This is a genomic window from Cytobacillus sp. OWB-43 (genome assembly GCF_034651445.1).
Taxonomy (GTDB): Bacteria; Bacillota; Bacilli; order Bacillales; family Cytobacillaceae; genus Cytobacillus; species Cytobacillus kochii.
The window spans coordinates 41,455-63,758 of record NZ_JAYEFF010000003.1 but is presented as its reverse complement, the minus strand read 5'-3'; the positions used below and the strand labels follow the sequence as shown (position 1 = coordinate 63,758).

General features: G+C 36.8%; 24 protein-coding genes. 6 read left to right on the top strand and 18 right to left on the bottom strand.

From position 1 onward, the window contains the following. Window positions 1–300: 300 nt before the first annotated feature. The 4 genes from U9M49_RS12935 to U9M49_RS12920 all read right to left on the bottom strand — a co-directional run bounded on the left by U9M49_RS12935 (window position 301) and on the right by U9M49_RS12920 (window position 3,109). Window positions 301–1,578, bottom strand: a complete 1,278-nt coding sequence (locus U9M49_RS12935) for a histidine--tRNA ligase (RefSeq protein ID WP_095370392.1) — start codon at window positions 1,576–1,578, stop codon at window positions 301–303. Between the two features lie 226 nt (window positions 1,579–1,804). After that, window positions 1,805–2,155, bottom strand: coding sequence for a hypothetical protein (locus U9M49_RS12930; RefSeq protein ID WP_095370393.1), 351 nt, complete (start codon window positions 2,153–2,155; stop codon window positions 1,805–1,807). A 24-nt stretch (window positions 2,156–2,179) separates the two neighbouring features. Next, window positions 2,180–2,638 carry a DUF3888 domain-containing protein gene (locus U9M49_RS12925; RefSeq protein WP_157733777.1) on the bottom strand — a complete coding sequence of 153 codons (459 nt, stop codon included), beginning with the start codon at window positions 2,636–2,638 and terminating at the stop codon, window positions 2,180–2,182. Between the two features lie 54 nt (window positions 2,639–2,692). Then, window positions 2,693–3,109, bottom strand: a complete 417-nt coding sequence (locus U9M49_RS12920) for an NUDIX hydrolase (RefSeq protein WP_095370395.1) — start codon at window positions 3,107–3,109, stop codon at window positions 2,693–2,695. Window positions 3,110–3,521: 412 nt separating this feature from the next. On the opposite strand from U9M49_RS12920, the gene U9M49_RS12915 reads away from it, so the two are divergent. From U9M49_RS12915 to U9M49_RS12900, 4 genes are all read left to right on the top strand, one after another. Beyond that, on the top strand, window positions 3,522–4,079 hold the full coding sequence (locus U9M49_RS12915; protein ID WP_095370396.1) for a copper resistance CopC family protein: 558 nt from the start codon (window positions 3,522–3,524) through the stop codon (window positions 4,077–4,079). 3 nt (window positions 4,080–4,082) lie between these two features. Further along, the gene (locus tag U9M49_RS12910; protein ID WP_095370397.1) at window positions 4,083–5,183 is read left to right on the top strand and encodes a copper resistance D family protein; all 1,101 of its coding nucleotides are present in this window, start codon (window positions 4,083–4,085) and stop codon (window positions 5,181–5,183) included. A 389-nt stretch (window positions 5,184–5,572) separates the two neighbouring features. Continuing rightward, window positions 5,573–5,857 carry an autorepressor SdpR family transcription factor gene (locus tag U9M49_RS12905; protein WP_095370398.1) on the top strand — a complete coding sequence of 95 codons (285 nt, stop codon included), beginning with the start codon at window positions 5,573–5,575 and terminating at the stop codon, window positions 5,855–5,857. Further along, entirely contained in the window at window positions 5,838–6,476 is a 639-nt protein-coding gene (locus U9M49_RS12900) for an SdpI family protein (RefSeq protein WP_095370399.1), read from the top strand. The genes U9M49_RS12905 and U9M49_RS12900 overlap by 20 nt, the downstream gene beginning before the upstream one ends. Before the next feature lie 48 nt (window positions 6,477–6,524). On the opposite strand, the gene U9M49_RS12895 is transcribed toward U9M49_RS12900, so the two are convergent. The 4 genes from U9M49_RS12895 to U9M49_RS12880 all read right to left on the bottom strand — a co-directional run bounded on the left by U9M49_RS12895 (window position 6,525) and on the right by U9M49_RS12880 (window position 10,988). Beyond that, window positions 6,525–8,174 carry an SLC13 family permease gene (locus U9M49_RS12895; RefSeq protein WP_322909933.1) on the bottom strand — a complete coding sequence of 550 codons (1,650 nt, stop codon included), beginning with the start codon at window positions 8,172–8,174 and terminating at the stop codon, window positions 6,525–6,527. Between the two features lie 154 nt (window positions 8,175–8,328). Continuing rightward, on the bottom strand, window positions 8,329–8,658 hold the full coding sequence (locus U9M49_RS12890; RefSeq protein ID WP_095370401.1) for a DUF3870 domain-containing protein: 330 nt from the start codon (window positions 8,656–8,658) through the stop codon (window positions 8,329–8,331). A 66-nt stretch (window positions 8,659–8,724) separates the two neighbouring features. Continuing rightward, the gene (locus U9M49_RS12885) at window positions 8,725–9,834 is read right to left on the bottom strand and encodes a muconate cycloisomerase family protein (RefSeq protein ID WP_095370402.1); all 1,110 of its coding nucleotides are present in this window, start codon (window positions 9,832–9,834) and stop codon (window positions 8,725–8,727) included. Window positions 9,835–10,406: 572 nt separating this feature from the next. Next, window positions 10,407–10,988 carry a TetR-like C-terminal domain-containing protein gene (locus tag U9M49_RS12880; protein ID WP_095370403.1) on the bottom strand — a complete coding sequence of 194 codons (582 nt, stop codon included), beginning with the start codon at window positions 10,986–10,988 and terminating at the stop codon, window positions 10,407–10,409. A gap of 160 nt (window positions 10,989–11,148) precedes the next feature. Between U9M49_RS12880 and U9M49_RS12875 the strand changes: the two genes are divergently transcribed. Next, the gene (locus U9M49_RS12875) at window positions 11,149–11,901 is read left to right on the top strand and encodes an SDR family NAD(P)-dependent oxidoreductase (protein WP_095370404.1); all 753 of its coding nucleotides are present in this window, start codon (window positions 11,149–11,151) and stop codon (window positions 11,899–11,901) included. 122 nt (window positions 11,902–12,023) lie between these two features. Here the strand turns inward: U9M49_RS12875 and U9M49_RS12870 are convergent, their stop codons facing one another. Next, window positions 12,024–12,464 (bottom strand): cytidine deaminase, encoded by a 441-nt coding sequence (locus U9M49_RS12870; protein ID WP_095370405.1) that lies wholly within the window; start codon window positions 12,462–12,464, stop codon window positions 12,024–12,026. Window positions 12,465–12,564: 100 nt separating this feature from the next. Between U9M49_RS12870 and U9M49_RS12865 the strand changes: the two genes are divergently transcribed. Continuing rightward, entirely contained in the window at window positions 12,565–13,095 is a 531-nt protein-coding gene (locus tag U9M49_RS12865; RefSeq protein WP_095370406.1) for a topology modulation protein, read from the top strand. A gap of 25 nt (window positions 13,096–13,120) precedes the next feature. On the opposite strand, the gene U9M49_RS12860 is transcribed toward U9M49_RS12865, so the two are convergent. The 9 genes from U9M49_RS12860 to U9M49_RS12820 form a co-directional block, all read right to left on the bottom strand. After that, entirely contained in the window at window positions 13,121–14,524 is a 1,404-nt protein-coding gene (locus tag U9M49_RS12860) for an amidase (protein WP_322909932.1), read from the bottom strand. 16 nt (window positions 14,525–14,540) lie between these two features. Next, window positions 14,541–15,374 (bottom strand): ATP-binding cassette domain-containing protein, encoded by an 834-nt coding sequence (locus U9M49_RS12855; RefSeq protein WP_322909931.1) that lies wholly within the window; start codon window positions 15,372–15,374, stop codon window positions 14,541–14,543. Continuing rightward, window positions 15,364–16,398, bottom strand: a complete 1,035-nt coding sequence (locus tag U9M49_RS12850; protein WP_095370409.1) for an ABC transporter ATP-binding protein — start codon at window positions 16,396–16,398, stop codon at window positions 15,364–15,366. The genes U9M49_RS12855 and U9M49_RS12850 overlap by 11 nt, the downstream gene beginning before the upstream one ends. A 26-nt stretch (window positions 16,399–16,424) precedes the next feature. Continuing rightward, window positions 16,425–17,318 carry an ABC transporter permease gene (locus U9M49_RS12845; RefSeq protein WP_322909930.1) on the bottom strand — a complete coding sequence of 298 codons (894 nt, stop codon included), beginning with the start codon at window positions 17,316–17,318 and terminating at the stop codon, window positions 16,425–16,427. A gap of 6 nt (window positions 17,319–17,324) precedes the next feature. Continuing rightward, on the bottom strand, window positions 17,325–18,293 hold the full coding sequence (locus U9M49_RS12840) for an ABC transporter permease (RefSeq protein WP_095370411.1): 969 nt from the start codon (window positions 18,291–18,293) through the stop codon (window positions 17,325–17,327). A gap of 22 nt (window positions 18,294–18,315) precedes the next feature. Next, a complete protein-coding gene (locus U9M49_RS12835; protein ID WP_307317297.1) occupies window positions 18,316–19,920 on the bottom strand; it encodes an ABC transporter substrate-binding protein in 1,605 nt (534 codons plus the stop codon). 22 nt (window positions 19,921–19,942) lie between these two features. Next, window positions 19,943–21,211 (bottom strand): hypothetical protein, encoded by a 1,269-nt coding sequence (locus tag U9M49_RS12830; protein ID WP_307317299.1) that lies wholly within the window; start codon window positions 21,209–21,211, stop codon window positions 19,943–19,945. Window positions 21,212–21,540: 329 nt separating this feature from the next. After that, on the bottom strand, window positions 21,541–21,864 hold the full coding sequence (locus tag U9M49_RS12825) for a nucleoside triphosphate pyrophosphohydrolase (protein WP_095370414.1): 324 nt from the start codon (window positions 21,862–21,864) through the stop codon (window positions 21,541–21,543). Window positions 21,865–22,114: 250 nt separating this feature from the next. Continuing rightward, window positions 22,115–22,304, bottom strand: a 190-nt coding sequence (locus U9M49_RS12820) for a hypothetical protein (protein ID WP_322909929.1), incomplete at its 5' end; no start/stop codon positions are given.

Sequence of the window (22,304 nt, the reverse complement as noted above, 5' to 3'; positions counted from 1 at the left end):
ATTCTATCATTTATTAGGAAGAATATCATATATAGGAGGTGTAAATAATGACTAAATCCATTAAAAATTTGTTTCTAAGCGGTTTCGGAATCATAATAATCATTGGCACACAATCATTGGCTACTGTTTTATGATTATCTATAGTACACATTATGCTAATAGAGCCCTTTTATTAACAATCAAGGGCTCTATTATACTACATAATTTCAAATATTATCCTTCCTCACACCAAATGTATAAATATACATAATAATAATTACACTTCCTTCCATTAACTATTTGCAGCAAACTTTTCTATTTTCATTTAAAAAGAAAAACTACCTCTATCTCCTCCCCCGTTCCCATATCTTTCACGTTGTACTTATTGTTCTTCACTTCATTTTCGCCAATAATAATGACTTTTTTTATGTTTTCTTTATTTGCACGTTCAAGTGCTCTGCGAAGCTTCATTTTACTCATTTCTAGCAATACATTGTATCCTTTTTTCCTTAAGTCATTGGCAACTGTTAATGCCTCGATATTTTTACTAAGTGGTATCACATAATAATCAACTGGAGAGGGGCTTAAATCCTGAACATTTCTCGCTATGAATGCTGTAGAAATGACATCTAAACCAAAGGATATTCCCACTGTTGGCATGGTTTCATTTGTGCCAATAAGACCTCCAATCGCTTGATCGTATCTTCCTCCACTACCAATACTTGATGTAATTGTTTTATCCACAAGAAAGATTTCATAAATTGTGCCGGTGTAAATTTCTAACCCTCTCGCTAAAAAAGGATTAAAATTACATTGTCCCTCTATAGCTAAGGCCTGCAAAAAACTTTCTAGTTCAGCGATTTCTTTGACCCCTTCTTGTACTTGAGTGGATTCATAAGATTCAAAAGAAGATAACGTTGAGTTTTCCTCATCTTCTAAAAACCTTTGAATACTACTTAATGTATTTCCTGAGAGATTGAGATGATTAAGTTCTTTCATCACGCCATCGGCACCAATCTTATTCAGCTTATCAATGACCAATATCACTTGATTGAGTTGGCCTTTATCGACTCCAAAGAGTGCCAACATTCCGCTTAGGTATTTCCTATTATTATATTGAATCTCCACCTGAAGACCAATTCTCTCAAACGCATCAAGGGCCATAAGCATTAATTCGGCTTCTGCCATCTGACTTTCAATGCCAGTTACATCTACATCACATTGGGTAAACTCTCTAAGTCTGCCCGTTTTAATAGGACCGTCCCGAAAAACCTTCCCAATTTCGTAACGTTTAAAAGGCATCCTCAATTGAGGGTTCATCGCTATCACTTTAGCAAATGGAATGGTTAAGTCATACCTCAGAGCCAGCTCTCTTTGTCCTCTGTCGGATAAATTGTACATTTCCTTAAGGATCTCATCTCCACCGCTATATTTGGAAGCCATTAATTTTGAATAATTCAGTATCGGTGTCTCTAGCGGTTCACATCCGTATTGAACGAATACCTCCTCCAATGTTCGAGTAATGTCTCTTCTCACCTTTGCAATTTCCGGTAAATAATCTTGCGTCCCTTTTACGTTTTGTTCTTGCATTTTCTTCATTCTACATTCTCCTTTTTTATATAATAAAAAAACCGCACTTGATATAAGTGTGAACTTAATCAAATACGGTTGAATGAAAAATAGCCTTCCTATTTACGATTTTCAAGATCGAAATAGCAAAGCTAGATTATATGATGATGCAATTGTGAAAATGAGCAATTATCTTTTATAGGCATCATTCTTCACCTCAATTTTTTTATTAATCTATCATATATTCCTTCATTTATCAAATTGAATTGACTGAATTATATTTTTTCTTATGAAGAGTCATCAAAATCAAACTTATTAAATATAATAACCAAGCTAAACCAGCTATAGCGAAGAATCCTGGGGTTAATGCAAAGTAAAGTGAACAGGGCAATGACCAAATAACAGCAATGAGCATGATGAACTGATTCGAGACCCTTATAAATATAATAATGAACAAAGCAGGGAGTGCCAACAAGAAGAAGGTTAATAAGGCTGTACCTATTCCTACAAAGTCAGAAGAATAAGGGTTAAAAAAAGTAAACATTCCCCAAATTATCATACTTATTAATCCCGCTATGAACCCGACCACTCTAGATATCTCTTTCAACCCAATCTCCTCTCTTCCATTGAACTAACTCCCCTTATACACAGCCTCTCTATGTTTATAATCTAATAACTCAACTTCCGTAGATGCTAAACTCTTATTGTTTTTCTGTGTGTTTAAGGATTGAGGCGAAATGCCAAAAGTAATTGTATCAATACCCAATTGACTAGACTTATTATTATCATATGGCAATACCGTTAAACTAATCAGAAAAGAATGTCCTAGTTCATTACCTTTCTTCCATTGCTTCATTTCAACAACGTTATAGTCTTTTGCTTGCCAGTCAAATTGGATTACAGTATCCTTTTTATAATAATCATTTACTGCATTCCTTACCTCATCATTCAATATAGCTAATACAAACTGGTCTACCACTTGTTCCTTATCTTTGGCATCATGTTGTTTATACTCTTCAGCATGTACCTCCTCCAGACTTACATGGCAAGCGAGTAAATATATAAGCAGAAAAATGGCGAATTTCCTCATGAAAAACATCTCCTTTTTAACATTTTTTGCTAATGGAGACCGTTTTATACGAAACTAATTTCCCTCAAAATAATAAAGTGCAGATTGTTTTAATAAATATCGAATACCCTTTTGATGATAAGGCATCCAAGATTCCGCTTCTGCGATACTCATCCATCTCACCTCTTCTATCGTCTCCCTATCATTTATTTCAATCTCTCCACCAATGACTTTCGCCTTAAAAGTAAAGAAAATCGCATGAAAATTTTCCTGTTCCATAAAAGCTTCATTAATTGAGACAATATTACCAAGTTCAATATCCAAACCTGTTTCTTCCTTCGTTTCTCTAATTGCTGCCTCTAACAATGTTTCTCCTTTCTCTACCCCTCCACCAGGTGGGGACCAATTATTATGTTTAATATTCTTTACCATCAAGATATTTTCTTCGTTTTCATCGACAATCAGTGAATAAGCTACATCTACTCGATTCATTAACCTTTCTCCTTTTGTGAATATTTTCATCATTTAGATTTTAACGACAAAAAATGATAAGAACAATATTTTAATTGGCAAGAAATATATATGAGGGATTTATGGAAAGATAAAAAGGATTCGACGTACAACCTAAGGTAATTAGTTACAGGATATTTACATACAAATTCCATATTTTCTACACATTAATGTCATGAATCTAACATTTTTTCTACATTGGTGTTCTCATTTTTAATTGATTGTGTTTAATTGTTAAGTAAAGGGGCCGCCTATCGCTACTTAAGAGATTGTTTTGTCATAGCAGTATTTTAGAAATTCACAAAAACGACACCAATCGTACACAGGTAAAAGGTTGTATCTCCTTTCCCAATTTAGTACGCTAATTACGAAAAAAAGTTTTGGAGGTCATGATATGAAAAAATTATCTATGCTACTGTTCGTAGTGACATGTTTATTAATTAGCACAAATACCGCTTTTGCACATACTCATTTAAATGGTTCAAACCCTGAAGATGGTGCGACTGTTACGGAATCAATTGATACGATTCAATTATATTTTGACACTGTTATAGAAGATAACGCTTCTTTGCAAATTGAAAATAGTGAAGGCGAAGTAGTCGAGGCGAGTGACATCACTGTTAAGGAAGATGAGTTAATCGCTACTTTCTCTGAACCAATCGCTAACGGTAATTATACGGTAAGCTGGGAAATCATCGGAGTAGATGGTCATATTATGCAAGAATCTTACGGCTTTGAAGTCAATGTTCCTGAAGAAGAGGTAGAAGAAGATACAGCAGAAATTGCTCCAACTACAGAAAATGAGGAGCCAACTGTAGAAGAAGACGAGACAACACCATCCAACGAAACAGCGGATGAAACGGAATCAAACTCAAACGGGTTATTGATTGGTATCATCCTTGTTGCCATTGTTGCGATTATTGCGATCATCTTATTAAAAAGGAAAAAATAAACGATGTTTTTTATAACCATTTTGAGTGAGGCACTTCTCTATTTATGTTTTGCTCTCCTTGCAGGCACCTTTATTTTACGATGGGTGCCTGCAAATTCTAAGCCACCTGTAAATGTATCCATCTCAATACAATTAGTGGCGACAATGGGGATTGCCGTATTATCTTTCATTCCCTTAATACAATTAGTTACCCATCTCACCAAACTTGATGGGCTGGGTTCTGCCTTTGAAAATATATTACTCAGTTTCCGCGTAGGGAATGCTTGGCTTTTCACATTCATCATTTGTATCGTTCTGGCATTTTACATTACCCTTTTTGGTGAGGATAAAAGAAAGATTTCCATTATTGGAGAAATGATTCTTCTCTTCCTTCTTACCATCGGTGTAGCCTGGTCAAGCCATGCTGGCAGTATACAAGGAGTTTATGGGATTGGAATTCATGCCCTTCATCTAATTGCCGTTTCTACTTGGGCAGGGGTATTACTCGTCGTATCCTGGTTTTCACGGCAAACAACTAGTTGGTTGCCTTTTCTAAAATGGTTCCATCTAACAGCCATTATCTGCTTTTTACTAATTGTTTTAAGTGGTATTCTTCTAACGAATGTGACGACTGCTGAAACAGATTATAAAGATGCCTTATTGGTTTCATATGGTCAAGGCCTATTGCTAAAACTACTTTTTGTTATGCCTTTAACTGTATTCGCTTTGATCAATGGGTTTTGGATGAAACACCGCCTAAAAAGAGAGTCTTCATTCAACCCGAAGCCATGGGTTCGTGCAGAATTTCTTATCATAACCATTATCTTTATCCTTACAGGTATTTTTAATGAGCAGTCTCCCCCAATGAACATTGACAATCTAATTGCTCATAGTGGCTATGCACCGATATTAAATCTGTTCTATCAAGGAACACTTGAAGGAATTTCAGTTTCATTTATTTTCACTGAAGTGGGCATCATATTCGGCATTCTTGCCCTTAGCTGCCTTGGTGGAAGCTTAGTCCTCTTTAAAATGAAACAACATGTTGCACTTTCCTTTTTAGCTTCTGTTTTATTTGTATTAATGGCTTACTTCGCAATGATACAAAGCATCGCAGTTAATTAACATTGCAACTATCTGTAACACGAAAAAATGTTGGTTTAACATTAACATTTTTTCGTGTTATTTTTTTTCGCTTCTTTCAATTTCATATGATTAAAGCAATGTTTGACCTCATTTTTTAGCCTATTACTTCTTCTTATTCAGGTCATTCTCCTTAATACACTTCCCTTTCAATTTGAATGATACATGGCCCCCTTTTTACAATCACTTATATAACGATTATGATTCATTCCAAAACGATCTATACATTCATAATGGGGGATGAATATTCCTAAACCTAGAGCCCCTCGCAAACCTATTTAGAAATTTTTCGAAACAGATAGTGATTTTTTACATATCATGTTATATAATCTATTTAGAGATATTTCTAAATAGATTAAAGAGGTGTTATCGTGGGGTTTCCAGATACATTTAAGGCTCTTTCAGACCCTGTGCGTAGAGAGATTCTTGTCTTGCTGAAAGATAAAAAGCTATCTGCCGGTGAGATTGGGAAGCATTTTGAAATGACAGGAGCAACCATTTCTTATCACTTATCACAGCTAAAAAAGGCAGATCTTATACTTGAAAGCAAGTATAAGAACTTCATTTATTACGAATTAAATATTTCTGTATTTGAAGAAATTATGCTGTGGTTTACACAATTTGGAGGGAAAGAAAATGACAAGAAAAATGAATAGGACACTTGTGATTACGACGTTACTTTGTTTACTTCCTATTATTCCTGGCTTGATTGTATATCCTGATTTACCTGATCAAATCGCCATCCACTGGAATACAGCAGGTGAAGCTGATAATTTCACCTCTAAGGCCATTGCTGTGTGGGGATTGCCCCTATTAATGGCCGCCATTCACTTATTTACTATTTTTATGATAAATAATGACCCAAAGAAAGAAAATACCGCTAAAGCACTCAAACAATTAATTATATGGTTAATTCCAATTATGACGCTTATCATCGTACCCATCACCTTATTCAAAGCACTCGGCTATGACATCCGTATTGAATCTATTGCCCCTATTCTGGTAGGACTCATTTTCATCATTTGTGGAAATTATATGCCTAAAAGTAAGCAAAATTTCACGGTAGGAATCAAGCTACCTTGGACACTTACAAGTGAGGAAAATTGGAATAAAACCCATCGATTAGCCGGTTATTTGTGGATTATTGGTGGGCTTGGTATGATACTCACTGGATTTATCAACTTTGCTCAGATTCTGATCATGATTATTTTAGTTGTGATTATTGTCATCATACCAACTGTTTATTCTTTTGTGCTCTATAAAAAAGGGATATAAGTATAACAAAAGCCTTCTCCTATATAAGGAGCAAGGCTTTGTTTTATTTTATTTCAAAGCTGATGGATATTCGAACAAGTTCAGATCAAATACCATTGGATATAGGAAGTATACAAATAAAATAATCAGTACAGTGGCTAAAATGGTAACTAGTGTTCCTCTTCTTAACATATCAACAATCGTTACTTTCCCTGTACCAAATATAATTGCTTGAGATGGTGTACCAATCGGTAGCATAAAAGCAAAACCAGCACCTAAAGCAACAGCTGTCATTAATGGTAACGGATGTGCATCAATTGCTAACGCAAGCGTAGCCGCAATAGGTACAAATATAGTTGTCACAGCAGTATTAGGTGCAATCTGAGTAATACCAATTGCTAATAAGGTCGATATAGCCAGAATGACAATATATGGCGTTCCTTCTAACAATAATAGCTGACTACCAACCCATGATGATAGATCCGTTTGACTGAATCCAGCCGCAATGGCTAAACCTCCTCCGACCAAAAGCAAGACATCCCAAGGCATTTTCTTAAGAGAATCCTGACCGAGTAATCTTCCTCCGTGCTTTTTAGATGCTGGGATTAAATAAAGTAATAAGGCACCGGTAATCGCAATCATTGTGTCACTTATGCCCGGAATGATATCCGTCCAGAGGAAAGATCTTGTTAACCACATAAAAGCCGTTAACGTGAATACTAACCCTACTGCCTTTTCCTCAAAACTCATTTTTCCGAGATTTTCCTTCTCATCTATTACGAATTGTTTTCCTGATTGCAGGCTTTTAACATTCATGGGGTAGGCGATTTTAGTTAAATAAAAAGCTGTTGCAATACCTAGAATGAGGATCATTGGAAAAGCAAACAAAAACCATTTAGCAAATGATATTTCTATACCGAACATTTCAGTTACTAATCCTGCCAATATCAGATTCGGTGGCGTTCCAATCAGTGTCGCGCTTCCTCCGATAATTCCACCAAAGCCAATAGAGAAAATGATAGATTGAGTGAACTTCTTTTCTTCTGCAAAAGTATACTGTCCCTCTTTTTTCATTAATTCTCCTACTTTGAAAGCAATCGCTGTTCCTATCGGTAACATCATCATTACAGTCGCCACATTAGAAATCCACATAGAAAGAAAACCTGTTGCGAACATAAATCCATATACTAAACCTGACGTACTTGTTCCTACAAGACTAATGATTGACAACGCGATCCTTTCATGAAGATTCCATTTCTCAATCGCAAGCGCAATCGCAAACCCGCCAAGAAAGAGGAAAATATTAGGATCGCCATAACTACTTGCTGCTTCACTACCAGATATTGCTCCTAATAAAGGTAATAATACAATCGGTAACAAGGAGGTTAATCCTAAAGGCATGACCTCCAAAATCCACCACGTTGACACCCAGGCTGTAATAGCCAGGACTGCTTTTCCTTCATCACTCAATCCATTTAATGGAAGTATCAACCAGATCATGAAGAATAGAACAGGACCTAATAGTAATCCGATAACCTGACTAGTTTTATACGAACCTGGATTGTTTTTACGATTATTCTTTTCCTCTTTAGCGATTGATGAGGTTGATGTCACACTTGTCTCTTTCACTTCACGTAAACTAGCAAATGTTAATAAATCCTTCGAACGCTTATGCGATTGCCAAAGCGTTTGATTCACTTGTTTAAATAGATTACTCATTTTATCTAACTCCTTTTAAAAAACGCTTTCATTATGGGTAAAAAAAATGGCCCTCCAAAAAGCAACACAGTTAATAAGTGCTCTTTTTAAAAGGCCGAATAGTTTATCTAGTTTTATTTCAAGTAGAGTCTTGAAATCGTAAATAAACGGGCAATTATTCAATAGGTTTTTTTAGAAACGTATCACGATACTTCTGGTGCGCGACTTTTAAGGCTACAATTAAAGCTTGTTGTGAAGGAATAATACAGTTCATCTCTATATCTAAAATCAAGTCTGATATATCTATACTAAAATCTGTCCCAATAATCATTCTCTTCAAATAATCTTTGGCAAGTCCTGTCATAAAAGTAGAATCGACATTAACGATTGTATGACTTTGTTTATTTATCTCTAGCATGATTCCAATCTGTTTATTATTTTCATACATAGGCGTATTTTGGGGAGCCTTCGCATACGCAGTTAAGAAAGCTGTTGACATCGCCATTTATAACACTCCTTTAACCATACAGTTAATTATATTCTATCAGAATATTCTGCCCTAACCACTTTTTTATCTTTGGTAAAATTCAACTTTATCCTTATCTATTTCCATTCCAAATCCAGGACCGTCTGGAATAATTAACTCAAAATTTTCGAAGCGCAAATTGTCTACTGTTATACGATCCTTAAATAATAAAGGACCAAACAATTCAGTACCAAATGTAAATTCACCTATTGTAGAGTAAACCGAAGCACAGACAGCTGTTCCTAATGTTGATTCAATCATTGTCCCACCATAAAGGCCAAATCCAGCACCTTCAGCAATAGCTGCTACCTTCTTCGTTTCTAATAATCCACCATGCTTACACGGTTTAAGGGCAATGCTATTCCCCGCACGCAGTTTAGTAATCTGAAAAACATCATGGATAGAATTAGCTGCTTCATCAGCCATAATTGGAACAGCATATTTCTCTGTTAATCTAGCCATTCCCTCTAAGTTCCAAGTGGGTAATGGCTGCTCTACCATTGAAACACCACCTTCTTGAAGTGCTGCAATACAATAATCAGCAGTTGTTTCATCCCATGCCTGATTAATATCTACCGTTACTCTTGCTCGATCACCTACGGAGCGAATAATCTCCAATACATGGTTCACATTTTTATATGGATCGCCCTTCCCTATCTTTAATTTAAAAATTCTATGACGTTTTTCCTCTAAAAATCGTTCCGCCTCTGCGATGTCTTTAGCTGTATCGCCACTTGCCAATGTCCACGCAAGTGGGAGAGAAGAATGGATTTTCCCTCCAAGTAATTCATATGCTGGTAATTGTTTTTCTTTTGCAGCTAAATCAATTAACGCTGACTCGACTACAGATTTAGCGAAATAATTCCCTCTAACCACTTTATTTAAATCGGTCATTATTTTCGCGTAATCATTTGCATTTTTACCAATCAAATGCGGTGTAATGTAAGTATCAATATTGACCTTAATCGCTTCCGGTGTACCTTCTCCATAAGATGCACCGCCGATCGTAGCTACTTCTGCCCAACCTTCTTGACCTTCTTCGTTTTGAATACAAACCAATACTATCGCTTGTTTAGTAATTGTGTGCATCGCCAACTGATGTGGTCGAATTGTTGGAATATCTAAAATAAAACTGTTAACTGAACGAATCTTCATTCTGTTCTCTCCCTTTGACAATCCATAAAAAACCTTCTAAATAAATGGATAGCAGTACACCATCTATATTTCAAAGGACGGGCGTTTACTAATGGAGATTAAAAAAGGGAATTTTTAATCGTTAATAAACAGGCTGCTTTACAGAAGTTCTTTTTTAAAATCATTGTTCCTAAAATTAAATCCATATCTGGTTACATCATTCATGCATCTCTAACGATTCCATTTATCTCCTATGCTCTTTTCAAAACTAGTAATTGGAGATATGCGTACATGCTTCATGATGGAGTATTTCCACTCTGAAGCTTTCATTTAATATATTGATTACATATTAACTTTTCAAAGCGCTTACATGATTATTGTCACAAAACTAACTACTCTCGTTTACCCATACCAATATAAATAGGCTATCTCAAATACAACTGTCACCATACATTTGACAGTTATAGTTTAAGATAGCCATTCGTTCATTAGTTATTATTAAAGAAGGTTATTCTCTAATAGCTAATGAATAGGCATTAAGTTTGATTAGTTACTATTATAATCTCTAATTCTGAATTTTCAAGTACTTTTTTCTATTTTAAATAAAAAGGTCCCTTCGCCGCTATTAAGGTCAATTCTTCTGCAAGTTTTTGCGATGATATCGGAAATCCCTCTTCTAGCCACCATACAATGGACCCAATCGTACCGCTTAGAATATGAACTTCCCTTACTTTTCTCTCCGATTCGCTTAAGGTAGGAGTTTGTGTGACCGTACCAAAACCTTGGTTAGTAAATTTAATCATCCATTCTCTTAAAGCTACTGTAAATAATGGCAAACGATGCTCAACTAATAAGCAATGATAAAGCTCTTGTTCACTTTTAATATATTCTAATAATTGCACTAAACCTGGATAAGGCTCTTGTAGTGATTTATGTTCTGGAAGAGAAGGAACACTATTTACGATATCCGACCAATGTTGGAAAAGGCGATTAACATAATAGGTAACAAAAGCTTGTAAATCGGCAAAATGTAAATAAAAGGTCGTGCGGTTGATTTTCGAAGCTTCCGTTAGCTTCTTAATATTGATTTGCTCGAGGGCATCTGATTGGAGTAAATTTGTAAACCCTTTGCACAACAAATCAAAAGTTTGCAACACCCTTGGGTCTTTTATCACGAAACCACCATCCTCAACACATACTTTATTTATGTCTATCTTCTTAGAAAAGAAGGTTTCTTTGTACCTAACAACATCTCAAATAGTTTATCATTTAAATAGACAAGGTGTCTAACACTGAACTTGTCGACCAATTTTATTCGCAAAAGGGGATGTTTATATGAGTAAGAAAACAGCAGTTATAACAGGTGCAGGTGGAGGAATTGGACGCGCTTCTGCGATTAAATTAGCAGAAGACGGTTTTAACTTAGTTATCGTTGACTTCAATGAAACAATTGCCAATGAAACACTCGATCTAGTAAAAGAAAAAGGCGTGGAAGCCATTTTCATTAAAGCAGATGTATCTAATGCGGATGATGTTAATCATTATGTCCAAAAAGCAGTGGATACTTTCGGCACCATTGATGTATTTTTCAATAATGCTGGAGTTGTACAAAAATTCTCGATGTTCACTGATATCGAAGAATCCGAATTCGATCGTGTGATGAATATTAATACTAAAGGAGTATTCCTTGGTATGAAAGCGGTTTTAAAAGTGATGGAACAACAAGGCCATGGACACATCATCAATACCGCTTCTACTGCAGGCGTTCGCTCTGAGCATAGTGCTGCAGCCTATTCTGCAAGTAAACATGCTGTAGTTGGTTTAACAAAAGGGGCTGCACTCGAATATGTATCAAAAGGAATCCGTGTAAATGCCATCTGTCCCGGTGGCGTAGCCACTCCGCTGACTAAAGGAGTGGAAGAGCAAATGAAAACAACTGGTTATGTCCCTGCTGAAATCAGTGTGATGCGCATGGGTAGATATTCTGAACCTCAAGAAATCGCGAACGTGGTGAGCTTCTTAGCATCTGATGCATCAAGCTACATGACTGGGACAACAGTGATGGTTGATGGTGGCTTGACACTATAATTTTCCATAATAAACCACACCTAGCACAAAATCAATTTTTAAAATGATTTTATGAAGGGTGTGGTTTTATTACTACTTGCACAAATGTCTTTATTTGATTATATCTATACATTAATCCTTAATCAACGCAACTTTTCTACATTGCTAGTAAAGCTCTCGATTTCTTCAGCTGGATAAGCATTTGTCCAATGAAAAGGTTGAAGTTCACCTAAAGGAACAAACTTAAGTAGCTTTTCTTTTGTCGTTACTCCGACTCTCACTTCCGGTCCCCAATAGCGCAAACGCTCTTGACAAATACCACATGGTGAAAGAACTTTAAAGGGGCTATTCTCATTATCACGGACGACACATAAACAATGTGTGACATCAATATTGAATTTATGTGCTTCACAAATGGCACCAACTTCAATACATAACTCCGTACTAGCGTTAAACGTGACTGGTGCGACACTAATGAGATAACGTTCATCACCAGTATGAATCACAGCCGCTCCACCCCACCCTTTAGGATAGCGCTGTTCAATAAATGTGATGGCTCGATTGTACATTTCTTCTTCAATCATTCTATTTTCCTCCTACTTGACAGTTACTATCATTTTAAAGGAAAATGAAGCTCTCTAATAGCGTAAATAAGCTTATGTAGAAGAGGAGTGAGTATATTGTATGAAAAAAATCATGGTTATAGGTGTATCTGCAGGTGTTGGCAAGTCCACTTTTGCTCGAAAACTTAGCAAGAAGCTACAAATAGATGTCCATCATTTAGATACCTTATACTGGCTCCCCAATTGGAAAGAATCAACAGAAGAGAGATTCATACACCTTCAACAAGGCATTATAAAACAACCTGAATGGATTATTGAGGGGAATTACACTAGTACCTTCCCCATTAGAACAGCAGCAGCAGATACAATCATCTACTTAGAACTCCCTCTCTCCACCTGTCTCTACCGGATTTTTAAACGCCGTATCCAATTTCATAAAAGATCAAGACCTGATATAACTGAAGGCTGTCATGAAAAAATTGACTGGGTATTCTTTAAGTTTATCGTGACTACTTATTATAGAAGAAAGACAAAAATGCATGAGCGGTTTCGTAAATATAAAGATACTAAGCCAAATTTGAAGATAATCACACTTAGAAGTAGCAAGGAAATAGCAGCGTTTTTAACAAAAGGAAGAACTCTAGAGCCTTAACCCCTCTAGAGTTTCCCTTTGCAAATTACATCGTTTTCTCTATTTGATAAACTTCATTTCTCTCTAAATATGATACCCAACCCTCTGATTGTTCGTATACTTCACCGATGGCTAATACTTTCCCTTCCTCAAACATCCTTCCCATGATTTGGAACCCAATAGGTAGTCTTTCTGATGTAAAACCACAAGGAACCGACAATATAGGTAGCCCTAACAAATTCCCTAGTGGTGTCTTGCCTAATCGAAAAATATTATTCACCGATTCTTCGGGACCAACACTTCCAATATCAAAAGGCGGTATTATATTCGTTGGTGAAAAGAAGACATCAATTTGTTCTGCTTGCATTTTATGTTCGATATGTTGTTGGAAGGCTTGCTGATATTGTTTGGCCTGAATGTATTCACTTGCTAACACATCTTTTCCAGCTTGTAAGCGGAACTGTATATCCTCTCCATAGAGGTGTGATTTATCCATAAACATAGATTCATGAAAAGCATAGGCTTCTGCTTTGAAAATTATTTTTTGTGCTTGTAGCGCCTCCTGTATACCAACAATATCTACTTCAATTATTTCTGCTCCGAGATTTTCAAGCTTAGCTAATGCCTGATGAATATGAATGGCTATTTCTTCATCCATTCCTTCAAAGAAATAATCTTTGCAAATAGCTACTTTTACACCTTTTAAATCCTTCAGTCGGATACTAAGATCGACTCGTTCTAACTTTTTGGCATCTGCCATGACTTGAAGGAGTATACGACTATCAGCAACCGTTCTTGTCATTGGCCCAATATGGTCCAGACTCTTACTTAAAGGCGTACATCCATCGGTACTAATTAAATCATATGTTGGTTTTAAACCAACAACACCACATAAAGCAGACGGTAAGCGAATGGAACCTCCTGTATCCGTACCAATAGCAGCAAATGCCATCCCCGCTGCAACGGCTACAGCAGATCCACCACTCGATCCACCAGGAATTTTCAATATATTCCATGGGTTTCTTGAAGGACCATAATGAGGATTTTCTGTTGTCGCCCCCATCGCGAATTCATGAAGATTTGCCTTCCCTATTATAATTGCCCCTGCTTTTTTTAGTAGCTTTACGATTTCGGCATCCTTTTGGGAAATGAAGTTTTCAAAGATTCTAGAACCAGAAGTAGTCACGCTCCCCTTCGTTTCAAATATATCTTTTAAGGCAATTGGTATGCCATGGAGTGAACCCCTAATAATCCCTTCTTTTAATTCTTTTTCAAGTACCGTAGCCTGCTCTAATGCATCTTTACTCATCAAAGTGATATATGCATTTAATACAGGATTAATTGATTGAATCCGTTCAAGTAACTTTTTCGTTAAATCTATAGGCGATACTTCCTGAACCTTTAACATCTGTGCAACGGACTCAATATCTTTGAAAAACACATTTTCCATGTAAAACCCCTCCATTTTATATGACAGATTGCTTGCGATAGTAATCTCCTAAATCCCCATCTAATGTTAGAATGGAACTTAATAGTTTTTGTGTCACTTCATGTTGAGGCTTTCTAAACAAATCGATTGTAGGTGCCGTTTCTATCATTTTCCCCTTTGAAAGGACAGCTACACGATCACAGAAGTAAGCAACTAAATCTAAATTATGGGCTATAAAAAGGTAGGTTAATTGAAATTCTTTCTGTAGCTCTATTAAGAGATTCATAATCTGAGCTTTAACTGAAACATCTAAAGCTGATACAGGTTCATCTAGGACAAGAAATTTCGGTTTCACGATCAATGCCCTTGCAATACCTGCTCGCTGCCTTTGACCACCAGATAATTCATGTGGATATCGGTGGTAAAAGTCTGAACGCAATCCAACTACATCAAGCATTTCAATCACCTTTTTATACTGAATCTGAGCTTCATTACCAGGATAGAATTTATTCAAAGGATGAAGAATTTGCTCCCCAATCGTTTTTCTTGGGTTGAATGCCGAACCAGAGTCTTGAAACATGATTTGCATCTCGTTTCTTAACTTATCCATCTCTCCCTTCTTCATCGACAGAATGGACTTACCTTTATATTGAATGTCGCCAGCCGTTGCATCAATTAATCGCATCACCATCCGACCAATCGTTGTTTTCCCGGAACCAGACTCACCAATTAAACCAAACGTCTCTCCTCTATTAATAGAAAAGCTTACCTTATTAACAGCTAGTATTTCCTTTCGCGGTACGAACAATGAACCTTTGTTACCATATACCTTTGTTAGACCACTTACATCTAATAAGGACTCACTTTGCATAGGATTCTCTCCTTTCAGTTAATAGACAACGAACGGCGTGGTTCAAATCAAGTGAATGCACTCTTTTAAGGTCTGGTTGTTTAGCATGGCAAATATCTTTAGCCATATGACAGCGACTTGCAAATCGACAACCACTACTTATATTCATTAAATTGGGTGGCTCCCCTTTAATTTGAAATAACGGTTTCTTTCCCACATTATCTTGGAAAATCCAATCTAAATCGGGTATACAGTTGAGCAGACTATTTGTATAAGGATGTTGTGGATTGTAAATCACCTCACTCGTCTTCCCTTGCTCAACAATTTGTCCAGCATACATCACAGCCACACTTTCTGCTATTCTAGCAACTACGCCGAAATCATGTGTAATGATAAGAATAGCTGTCCCTAACTCACGATTAATCTTTTGGAATAGCTCAAGTACTTGCAATTGTACAGTGGGATCCAAAGCAGAAGTCGGTTCGTCTGCAATAATAAGATCTGGATCACAGGCGAGAGACATGGCAATAACTACCCTTTGTCTCAGTCCTCCACTCAATTGATGTGGAAATGATTGAAACACTCTTTTGGCTTCATCAATCCCCATCTCCTCTAATAAATATATGGCTTTTTCTATCGCCTCCCTCTTAGATAAATTTGTTTTATCTAAAATAATTTCGATAATCTGTTTACCTACACGATAAGAAGGATCTAGAGAAGTCATTGCATTCTGAGCAACGAGTGAGATTTTTTTTCCTCTAATCTTCTGCATCTCCTTCTGCCCAATGTCCAAAATACTTTTCCCTTCCACTTGAATTTCACCTTCATAGCTATCTAGTAAATTCTTCGTTATCATTTGTAAGATGGAATGGATAGTCATCGATTTCCCCGACCCTGACTCTCCTACTATTGCCATGATTTCACCATTATCAATCGATAGATTAATATCATCAAGTACTGTCATTGAACCGTCTGATGTATGAATCTTCGTCGTTAAATGGCTTACATCTAGAAACGCTTGCTTCTGTCCTACCGCCTGAATCATTTCACCACCACATCCTTCATTTATTATCAAGCGACCATTGGTTTTTTAGCGGTCACATTTTCCTTTTTCACCTTCGACCTTTCATATGGATCGAGTGCGTTTCTCAATCCATCACCAATCATGCTAAAGGCAAACGACAGAATTAAAATCGCAATTCCTGGAAAGAAAGTAACAAAGGGATGTCCTAGCATTAGTAAATCACTACCGTCACTAGCCATTCTGCCCCAGTCAGCTTCAGGTGGCTGAACACCAAGCCCGATAAAGCTCAGACCAGCTACTGTCACAATCGTTACCCCAGCAAGTGTTGTACTATAGACAATTAGTGATGGCAGGACATTCGGTAAGATTTGTTTAAACATAATTTCCGTACGGCTCACACCAAAAGCCTTCGCTGCTTCAATGTATTCCTTCTGACTTTCTTGAAGGGTATCAGTATATACAACACGAGTCATATAAGGAATTCTGACAATGATCATCGCAATAATTACATTAAGTAAACCCGGTCCTAAAATCGCAGCAATAGCGATTGCTAACAACACGGCAGGAAATGCGAAGAAAATATCCATTAAACGCATAATGATATTGCCAACAATTCCTTGATAAAATCCTGCAATAATTCCTAATCCAATACTTATCATTGCCGCAATTACGACAGGGACAACTGCTGATATGAGTGATGTTTGTGTCCCAAAGATAATTCGGCTTAAAATATCTCTTCCTTGTTGATCTGTTCCTAATAGATGACCATCTGTACCTGGTGGCATGAGCCTTATGCTACCATCAGCCACTTCATTCGGGTGATAAGGTGCGAGCCATGGAGCGAATAATGCGACTAAGAAAGAAATAATTATAATCAATGCACCAACTGTTGCTACTTTATCTGTTAAAAAAGCCTTATAGGCTATCTTCCATCCCTTCATATATCTTCACCCCGCATTAGATTTAATTGAATCCTGTAACTTTGGACTAAGCCATACATTTAAGAGATCAACAATGAGATTAACGATGACAAATGTAATGGAAATCAATAATATTCCTGCTTGTATCGTTGGATAATCATTTGATGTCACAGCAACATATAACGCTTGCCCAATGCCAGGCCAATTAAAAACAACTTCGCTAAATAGGGCGCCGCCCATTAGGTAACCCACTTGCATACCAGAAATATTAATGATTGGAGGCAAGGAGTTTCTTAATACATGTACAATATTTATCTTCGAATTTGATAATCCGAATGACTGAAAGTACTTCACATAATCCTTTTGCAACGTATCAATAATTGTACTTCTAGTCAGTCTAGCAATCACCGCTAATGAAACTGTTGCTGTTGCGAAAGCTGGTAATAGTAAATGATGTAGTAAATCTGGTAATCCTCCAGGACTTCTCATATTGTACATGCCACTTACAGGGAATAATCCCATTTCTAAAGAGAAAAGCCACATAAGCATAAGCGCAATCCAAAACACCGGCATGCTCGCACCAATTAAAGCTACACCCATGCTTGCTTTATCAAAAATACTGCCCTTTCTTAATGCACTAATGAGTCCTAAGATTACTCCAAGAACCACACATATGAAGAGACTGGCAACAGTGAGAATCATACTGTTCAAAAATCGTGGGAGAAGCTCTTCTGTAATCGGTGTATGAAGTGTATGTGAATAACCTAAATCTCCCTGTAACAGATCCCCCATCCAGCTCGTATATTGCACAATCATCGATTCATTCAATCCCATTTCCACTCGCAATGCCTCAACCGCTTCAGTTGTCGCATCTCCTCCTAAAATCGACTTTGCAGGATCACCAGGAATTAATTGAATTAATAAAAAGACAAAGATGGTTACTCCTAAAAGTACAGGAATTGTTGATAATATTCGTTTGAATAAGAACCTTGTCATTTACTTCTCCTCCCAGCACTTTTTATTGATCAATCCAAACAGGTGCGAGCGTATACCATTCTTCTGATGGAACCACAAAGCCTTTCACTCGCTTATTCACTACATAAGGTGCCGTATCATGAACAATTGGTGCGAAAGCCGCATCTGTCATAATCTTTTCTTCTGTTTGTCTCCATATTTCTAATGCCTCGACATCGTCTGTTGCTGTAGACGCACGGTCTAACAATTCATCTGTTTCTGCACTTGCATACTTACCTGAATTGAAGCCACCGGGAGCAACAAAGTCCGAATGAGCGACCATTGATAAAAAGAATGGCGATGTTCTACCAGCAGACATTTGATTCATAGCAATAGAAGAATCCATGCCATCACTATATCCTGAGAAATAAGTAATCCATTCCTGCGTATCCAATGTGACGTCAATACCTACCTTTTTCAAATCTCTTTGAATCCATTCAGCAATATCAACAGGCATTAATTGCCCCGAACCATCTACAGAAGTTTGTAATATCATGTTAAACCCATCTTCTAGACCCGCTTCGGCTAATAAATCCTTTGCCTTTTCTGGGTCATACTCATACCATTTACGACTCGGATCAAAGTTCACCGACCCTGGAGATTGTATGGTATAGGCAGGAGAAACCGTTCCTTTTAACAACTGATTGGCAATTCCCTCTCGGTCAATTGCATAATTAATCGCTTGTCTAACCCTTTGATCTTGCATATATTCGTTATCAAAGTTAAATGTTAAGTACCATACATGTGGCGGTGTGCCCGATAAAATATCGAATCCTTTTTCTTCTAAATTTTCAATCCCATCAGGCGGTGGTACAGCAATGATATCCACTTCATCATTTTGCAAGGCTAATACTCTACTAGCTGGATCAGACATTGGTCTAAAAATAACTGTGTCTAACTTCGCTTTTTCGCCCCAATAGTCTTTATTTTTTACTAGCGTTATATTCTCTCCACGATTACGATTATTAAATTTAAATGGTCCCGTTCCAACGGGATTTTCCCCGACGCTATCATTGCCCCCTGTAATGATCGATTCTGGACTAACAATTTGTAATGAATTAATCTGAGCTAGCATTCTTGGAAACTCAGAAAAAGGTGAGCTCAAATGAATATTGAGGGTATATTCATCCACCACTTCACTTCTATCAAAAAACTTCCATGTTCTAAATGTACGACTCGACCCGATTTTATCGAAATATTCAAAATTCTCATCCGTTAATCTTTTTATATTAAAATCCACAGCCTCTGCATTAAATGGTGTCCCATCATGAAACTTGACACCCTCTCTTAAGTGGAAAGTATACATCTTTCCGTCCTCAGATACTTGCCAACTCTTCGCTAACACTGGAATGAGCTCTGGTACAGATGCTTCACCAGAAGATTTGCTCAAATCTTCCCCGATTAATGGTTCAAACATTTGATAGTTAATCCTCATCGTTACCCACCCCCCTGCCCGGTGGGGGTCTAACACATCCGCTTCTGATTCCATACCAATGATTAATTCATTCCCATATGTTTTTCCATTGTTTGCTGCACTAGGCATAGTGGTACAAGCTGCTAACGTTGTGACAAATAATAGTAGGATAAAATAGTGGTACATCTTCTTCATTACCGTTTAAGCCTCCTCACCTCTAATTCGCCGCTTCCTTTAATTTATCTAAATGAATGAAGTAAATATGGCGTGGTCTTCCTTTTTGATTCATGGACTCCTTTCCCGTTATTTCTGCTACCTCTTGATCACATAAGCTTTTTAGTATTCTCGAAGCATGTCTCTCACTCGTATTCATGCCCATACTAATATCTCGCGTTGTTACCTTTGTCTTTCTCACCAAGAATAACCATGCATATAATCTTCTTAGTGTTAAGGTAATATTCTTTCGGTTACTGAACAATAATGGATAACTAACTGATTCCTTTGTTCCTAACGGGCCATAAATTCTCTTATCCTCATCAATAAGATAACAACTTCCACGCTCATTCGAACTTGCGTGTTCAAGTGCCTTCTGTGCATTAAAATTAGCACTTTCTGCTGTATCGCCTATACCAATCCCTAAGTGAACTAGCAATTGCTTCTTGCGATTCATAGCTTCAATAAATGTAAAATCTGTTCGCTCCTTACTTACCTTTTCAAACACACCTCTTGTTGAAAACAAACTAACGACCATATTCTCTACATTACTTGTACTCAATAAATAGTTCTGTCCGAAAATAATAATTTCAGTAATCATTTCCTTTACAGCCTGCTTATCATGGACCCCTATCGCCTTAATTTCAAAACGTAATACCGTCAGCTGAAGCTCCTTTTTCTTTATGTCTTGCTCCTTTAATATCGCCTTAACTAACATATCGCGGATTGTGGATTTCGTATGTTTTATTAAGAAAACGGGAACGTCCTGCGACTTTAGCTGCTCATAAACCGCGTTCATTGTCGTTGCAATCACTTCAACTTGTTGATTCTTTAATAACTTTAAATGATAACGGACTAAAGCGTTACTATCTAAAAAACCATCCTTGTGAGAATGTAAAAAATAAGGAATAAGAGTCAGATTATTTTCCTCATATACTTCTATTAAATAGTCTTGATCTACAATATCGTAGCTAATGACTGGAAATCGGTTATACTGCTCATATACCTGTAAAAGTAATCGGTAAATATCCGCTCCTTCAAAAGGAATATAATAAGCCATACTTGAATTTGGAATAAATTTTAATGCTAGTTGAAATGGTGAAGGACCAGCAAAAATATACATATCTACTGGGAATTTATAGTTTTCAATCAACCTTGGTGATTGTTCTGCAGATTCATAAAATAGTGGAATCACATCTATCCCCTCAAACTCTGAGGCAATGTGACAAATCTCTTGACCAAGTGGAACAGGACCAACAACCGCCATCTTCAATTCAATAAAAACACACCTCCCAACTTCCTTGTCTTTAATATGTCGTTAATTATCTTTGTTATAAAAGGCAACGTCAACAAACTTGTAAGGAAATGTGACATAAAAACACTACAAAACAAGAAAATTCAGATTATCTTCCTATTACAATGCTTTTATGAGAGCGCTATCAGGTACTTTTTATGGATATAAAAGCACTTGTTGGTTGTTATATAGGATAACTTGTTAGATTTTTTCACATATATTAAGAAAGCACATGATGCATGCATCATGTGCTTTCTTATGTATCCTTTTGTAATGCCATTGATTTTGCCTTAAAGATGATAATAAGCTTATTCTTGCACATCTATCAAAAGCACCCTACTCTCGAACCTTCCTCTTTGTTGAGCTTTTGTCCTTCTAATCGCATCTAATTCATCAACTGACATTTGTTGAGCTTCTGATAATGCATAAACGACTTCGAGAATATCAGCTAGCTCTTCACCTTGATCCTTCAAGTGCCCTGCCTGTAGATATTCATTCACTTCTTCTTGAAGTTTACGTTTAAGTGCCATTGTATATTCAGAGTGAGATAGTATTCTTGTATTGTATAATTTCCCTGACTTTTGGATGATGTCGGGAATTCTGTCACGTACTAGTTTGTTATAAGTTGGCAAGAGAAGTCTCCTTTCTATCTATCATAATCGAGATTGATTCACGCTAATACTAATCAAAATTCACGGAACTAGCTTTAGCGCTACTCATTTCTGCGAATTCAATGGCAGGGTAGTCTTTTATTAGTAGCGATTTTACTGGTTACCCTACTTATCTCTCTAATTCTTCTTTTATTAGTAGCAATTCCACTGGTTACCCTACTTATATCACTAATTATTCTTTTATTAGTAGTGATTCCACTGGTTACCCTACTTAATAACTAATTCTTCTTTTATTAGTTGCGATTTCACTAGTTACCCTACTTATCTCTCTAATTCTTCTTTTATTAGTAGCGATTTTACTGGTTACCCTACTTATCTCTCTAATTCTTCTTTTATTAGTAGCGATTTTACTGGTTACCCTACTTATCTCTCTAATTCTTCTTTTATTAGTAGCGATTTTA

Coding starts and splice junctions, on each gene's coding strand:
- U9M49_RS12920 (WP_095370395.1), bottom strand. CDS start 3,109: ATGAATCGAGTAGATGTAGCTTATTCACTGATTGTCGATGAAAACGAA.
- U9M49_RS12885 (WP_095370402.1), bottom strand. CDS start 9,834: ATGAAGATTCGTTCAGTTAACAGTTTTATTTTAGATATTCCAACAATT.
- U9M49_RS12870 (WP_095370405.1), bottom strand. CDS start 12,464: ATGATTGAAGAAGAAATGTACAATCGAGCCATCACATTTATTGAACAG.
- U9M49_RS12900 (WP_095370399.1), top strand. CDS start 5,838: ATGACAAGAAAAATGAATAGGACACTTGTGATTACGACGTTACTTTGT.
- U9M49_RS12895 (WP_322909933.1), bottom strand. CDS start 8,174: ATGAGTAATCTATTTAAACAAGTGAATCAAACGCTTTGGCAATCGCAT.
- U9M49_RS12850 (WP_095370409.1), bottom strand. CDS start 16,398: ATGATTCAGGCGGTAGGACAGAAGCAAGCGTTTCTAGATGTAAGCCAT.
- U9M49_RS12840 (WP_095370411.1), bottom strand. CDS start 18,293: ATGACAAGGTTCTTATTCAAACGAATATTATCAACAATTCCTGTACTT.
- U9M49_RS12865 (WP_095370406.1), top strand. CDS start 12,565: ATGAAAAAAATCATGGTTATAGGTGTATCTGCAGGTGTTGGCAAGTCC.
- U9M49_RS12845 (WP_322909930.1), bottom strand. CDS start 17,318: ATGAAGGGATGGAAGATAGCCTATAAGGCTTTTTTAACAGATAAAGTA.
- U9M49_RS12935 (WP_095370392.1), bottom strand. CDS start 1,578: ATGAAGAAAATGCAAGAACAAAACGTAAAAGGGACGCAAGATTATTTA.
- U9M49_RS12860 (WP_322909932.1), bottom strand. CDS start 14,524: ATGGAAAATGTGTTTTTCAAAGATATTGAGTCCGTTGCACAGATGTTA.
- U9M49_RS12910 (WP_095370397.1), top strand. CDS start 4,083: ATGTTTTTTATAACCATTTTGAGTGAGGCACTTCTCTATTTATGTTTT.
- U9M49_RS12915 (WP_095370396.1), top strand. CDS start 3,522: ATGAAAAAATTATCTATGCTACTGTTCGTAGTGACATGTTTATTAATT.
- U9M49_RS12890 (WP_095370401.1), bottom strand. CDS start 8,658: ATGGCGATGTCAACAGCTTTCTTAACTGCGTATGCGAAGGCTCCCCAA.
- U9M49_RS12855 (WP_322909931.1), bottom strand. CDS start 15,374: ATGCAAAGTGAGTCCTTATTAGATGTAAGTGGTCTAACAAAGGTATAT.
- U9M49_RS12835 (WP_307317297.1), bottom strand. CDS start 19,920: ATGAAGAAGATGTACCACTATTTTATCCTACTATTATTTGTCACAACG.
- U9M49_RS12875 (WP_095370404.1), top strand. CDS start 11,149: ATGAGTAAGAAAACAGCAGTTATAACAGGTGCAGGTGGAGGAATTGGA.
- U9M49_RS12925 (WP_157733777.1), bottom strand. CDS start 2,638: ATGAGGAAATTCGCCATTTTTCTGCTTATATATTTACTCGCTTGCCAT.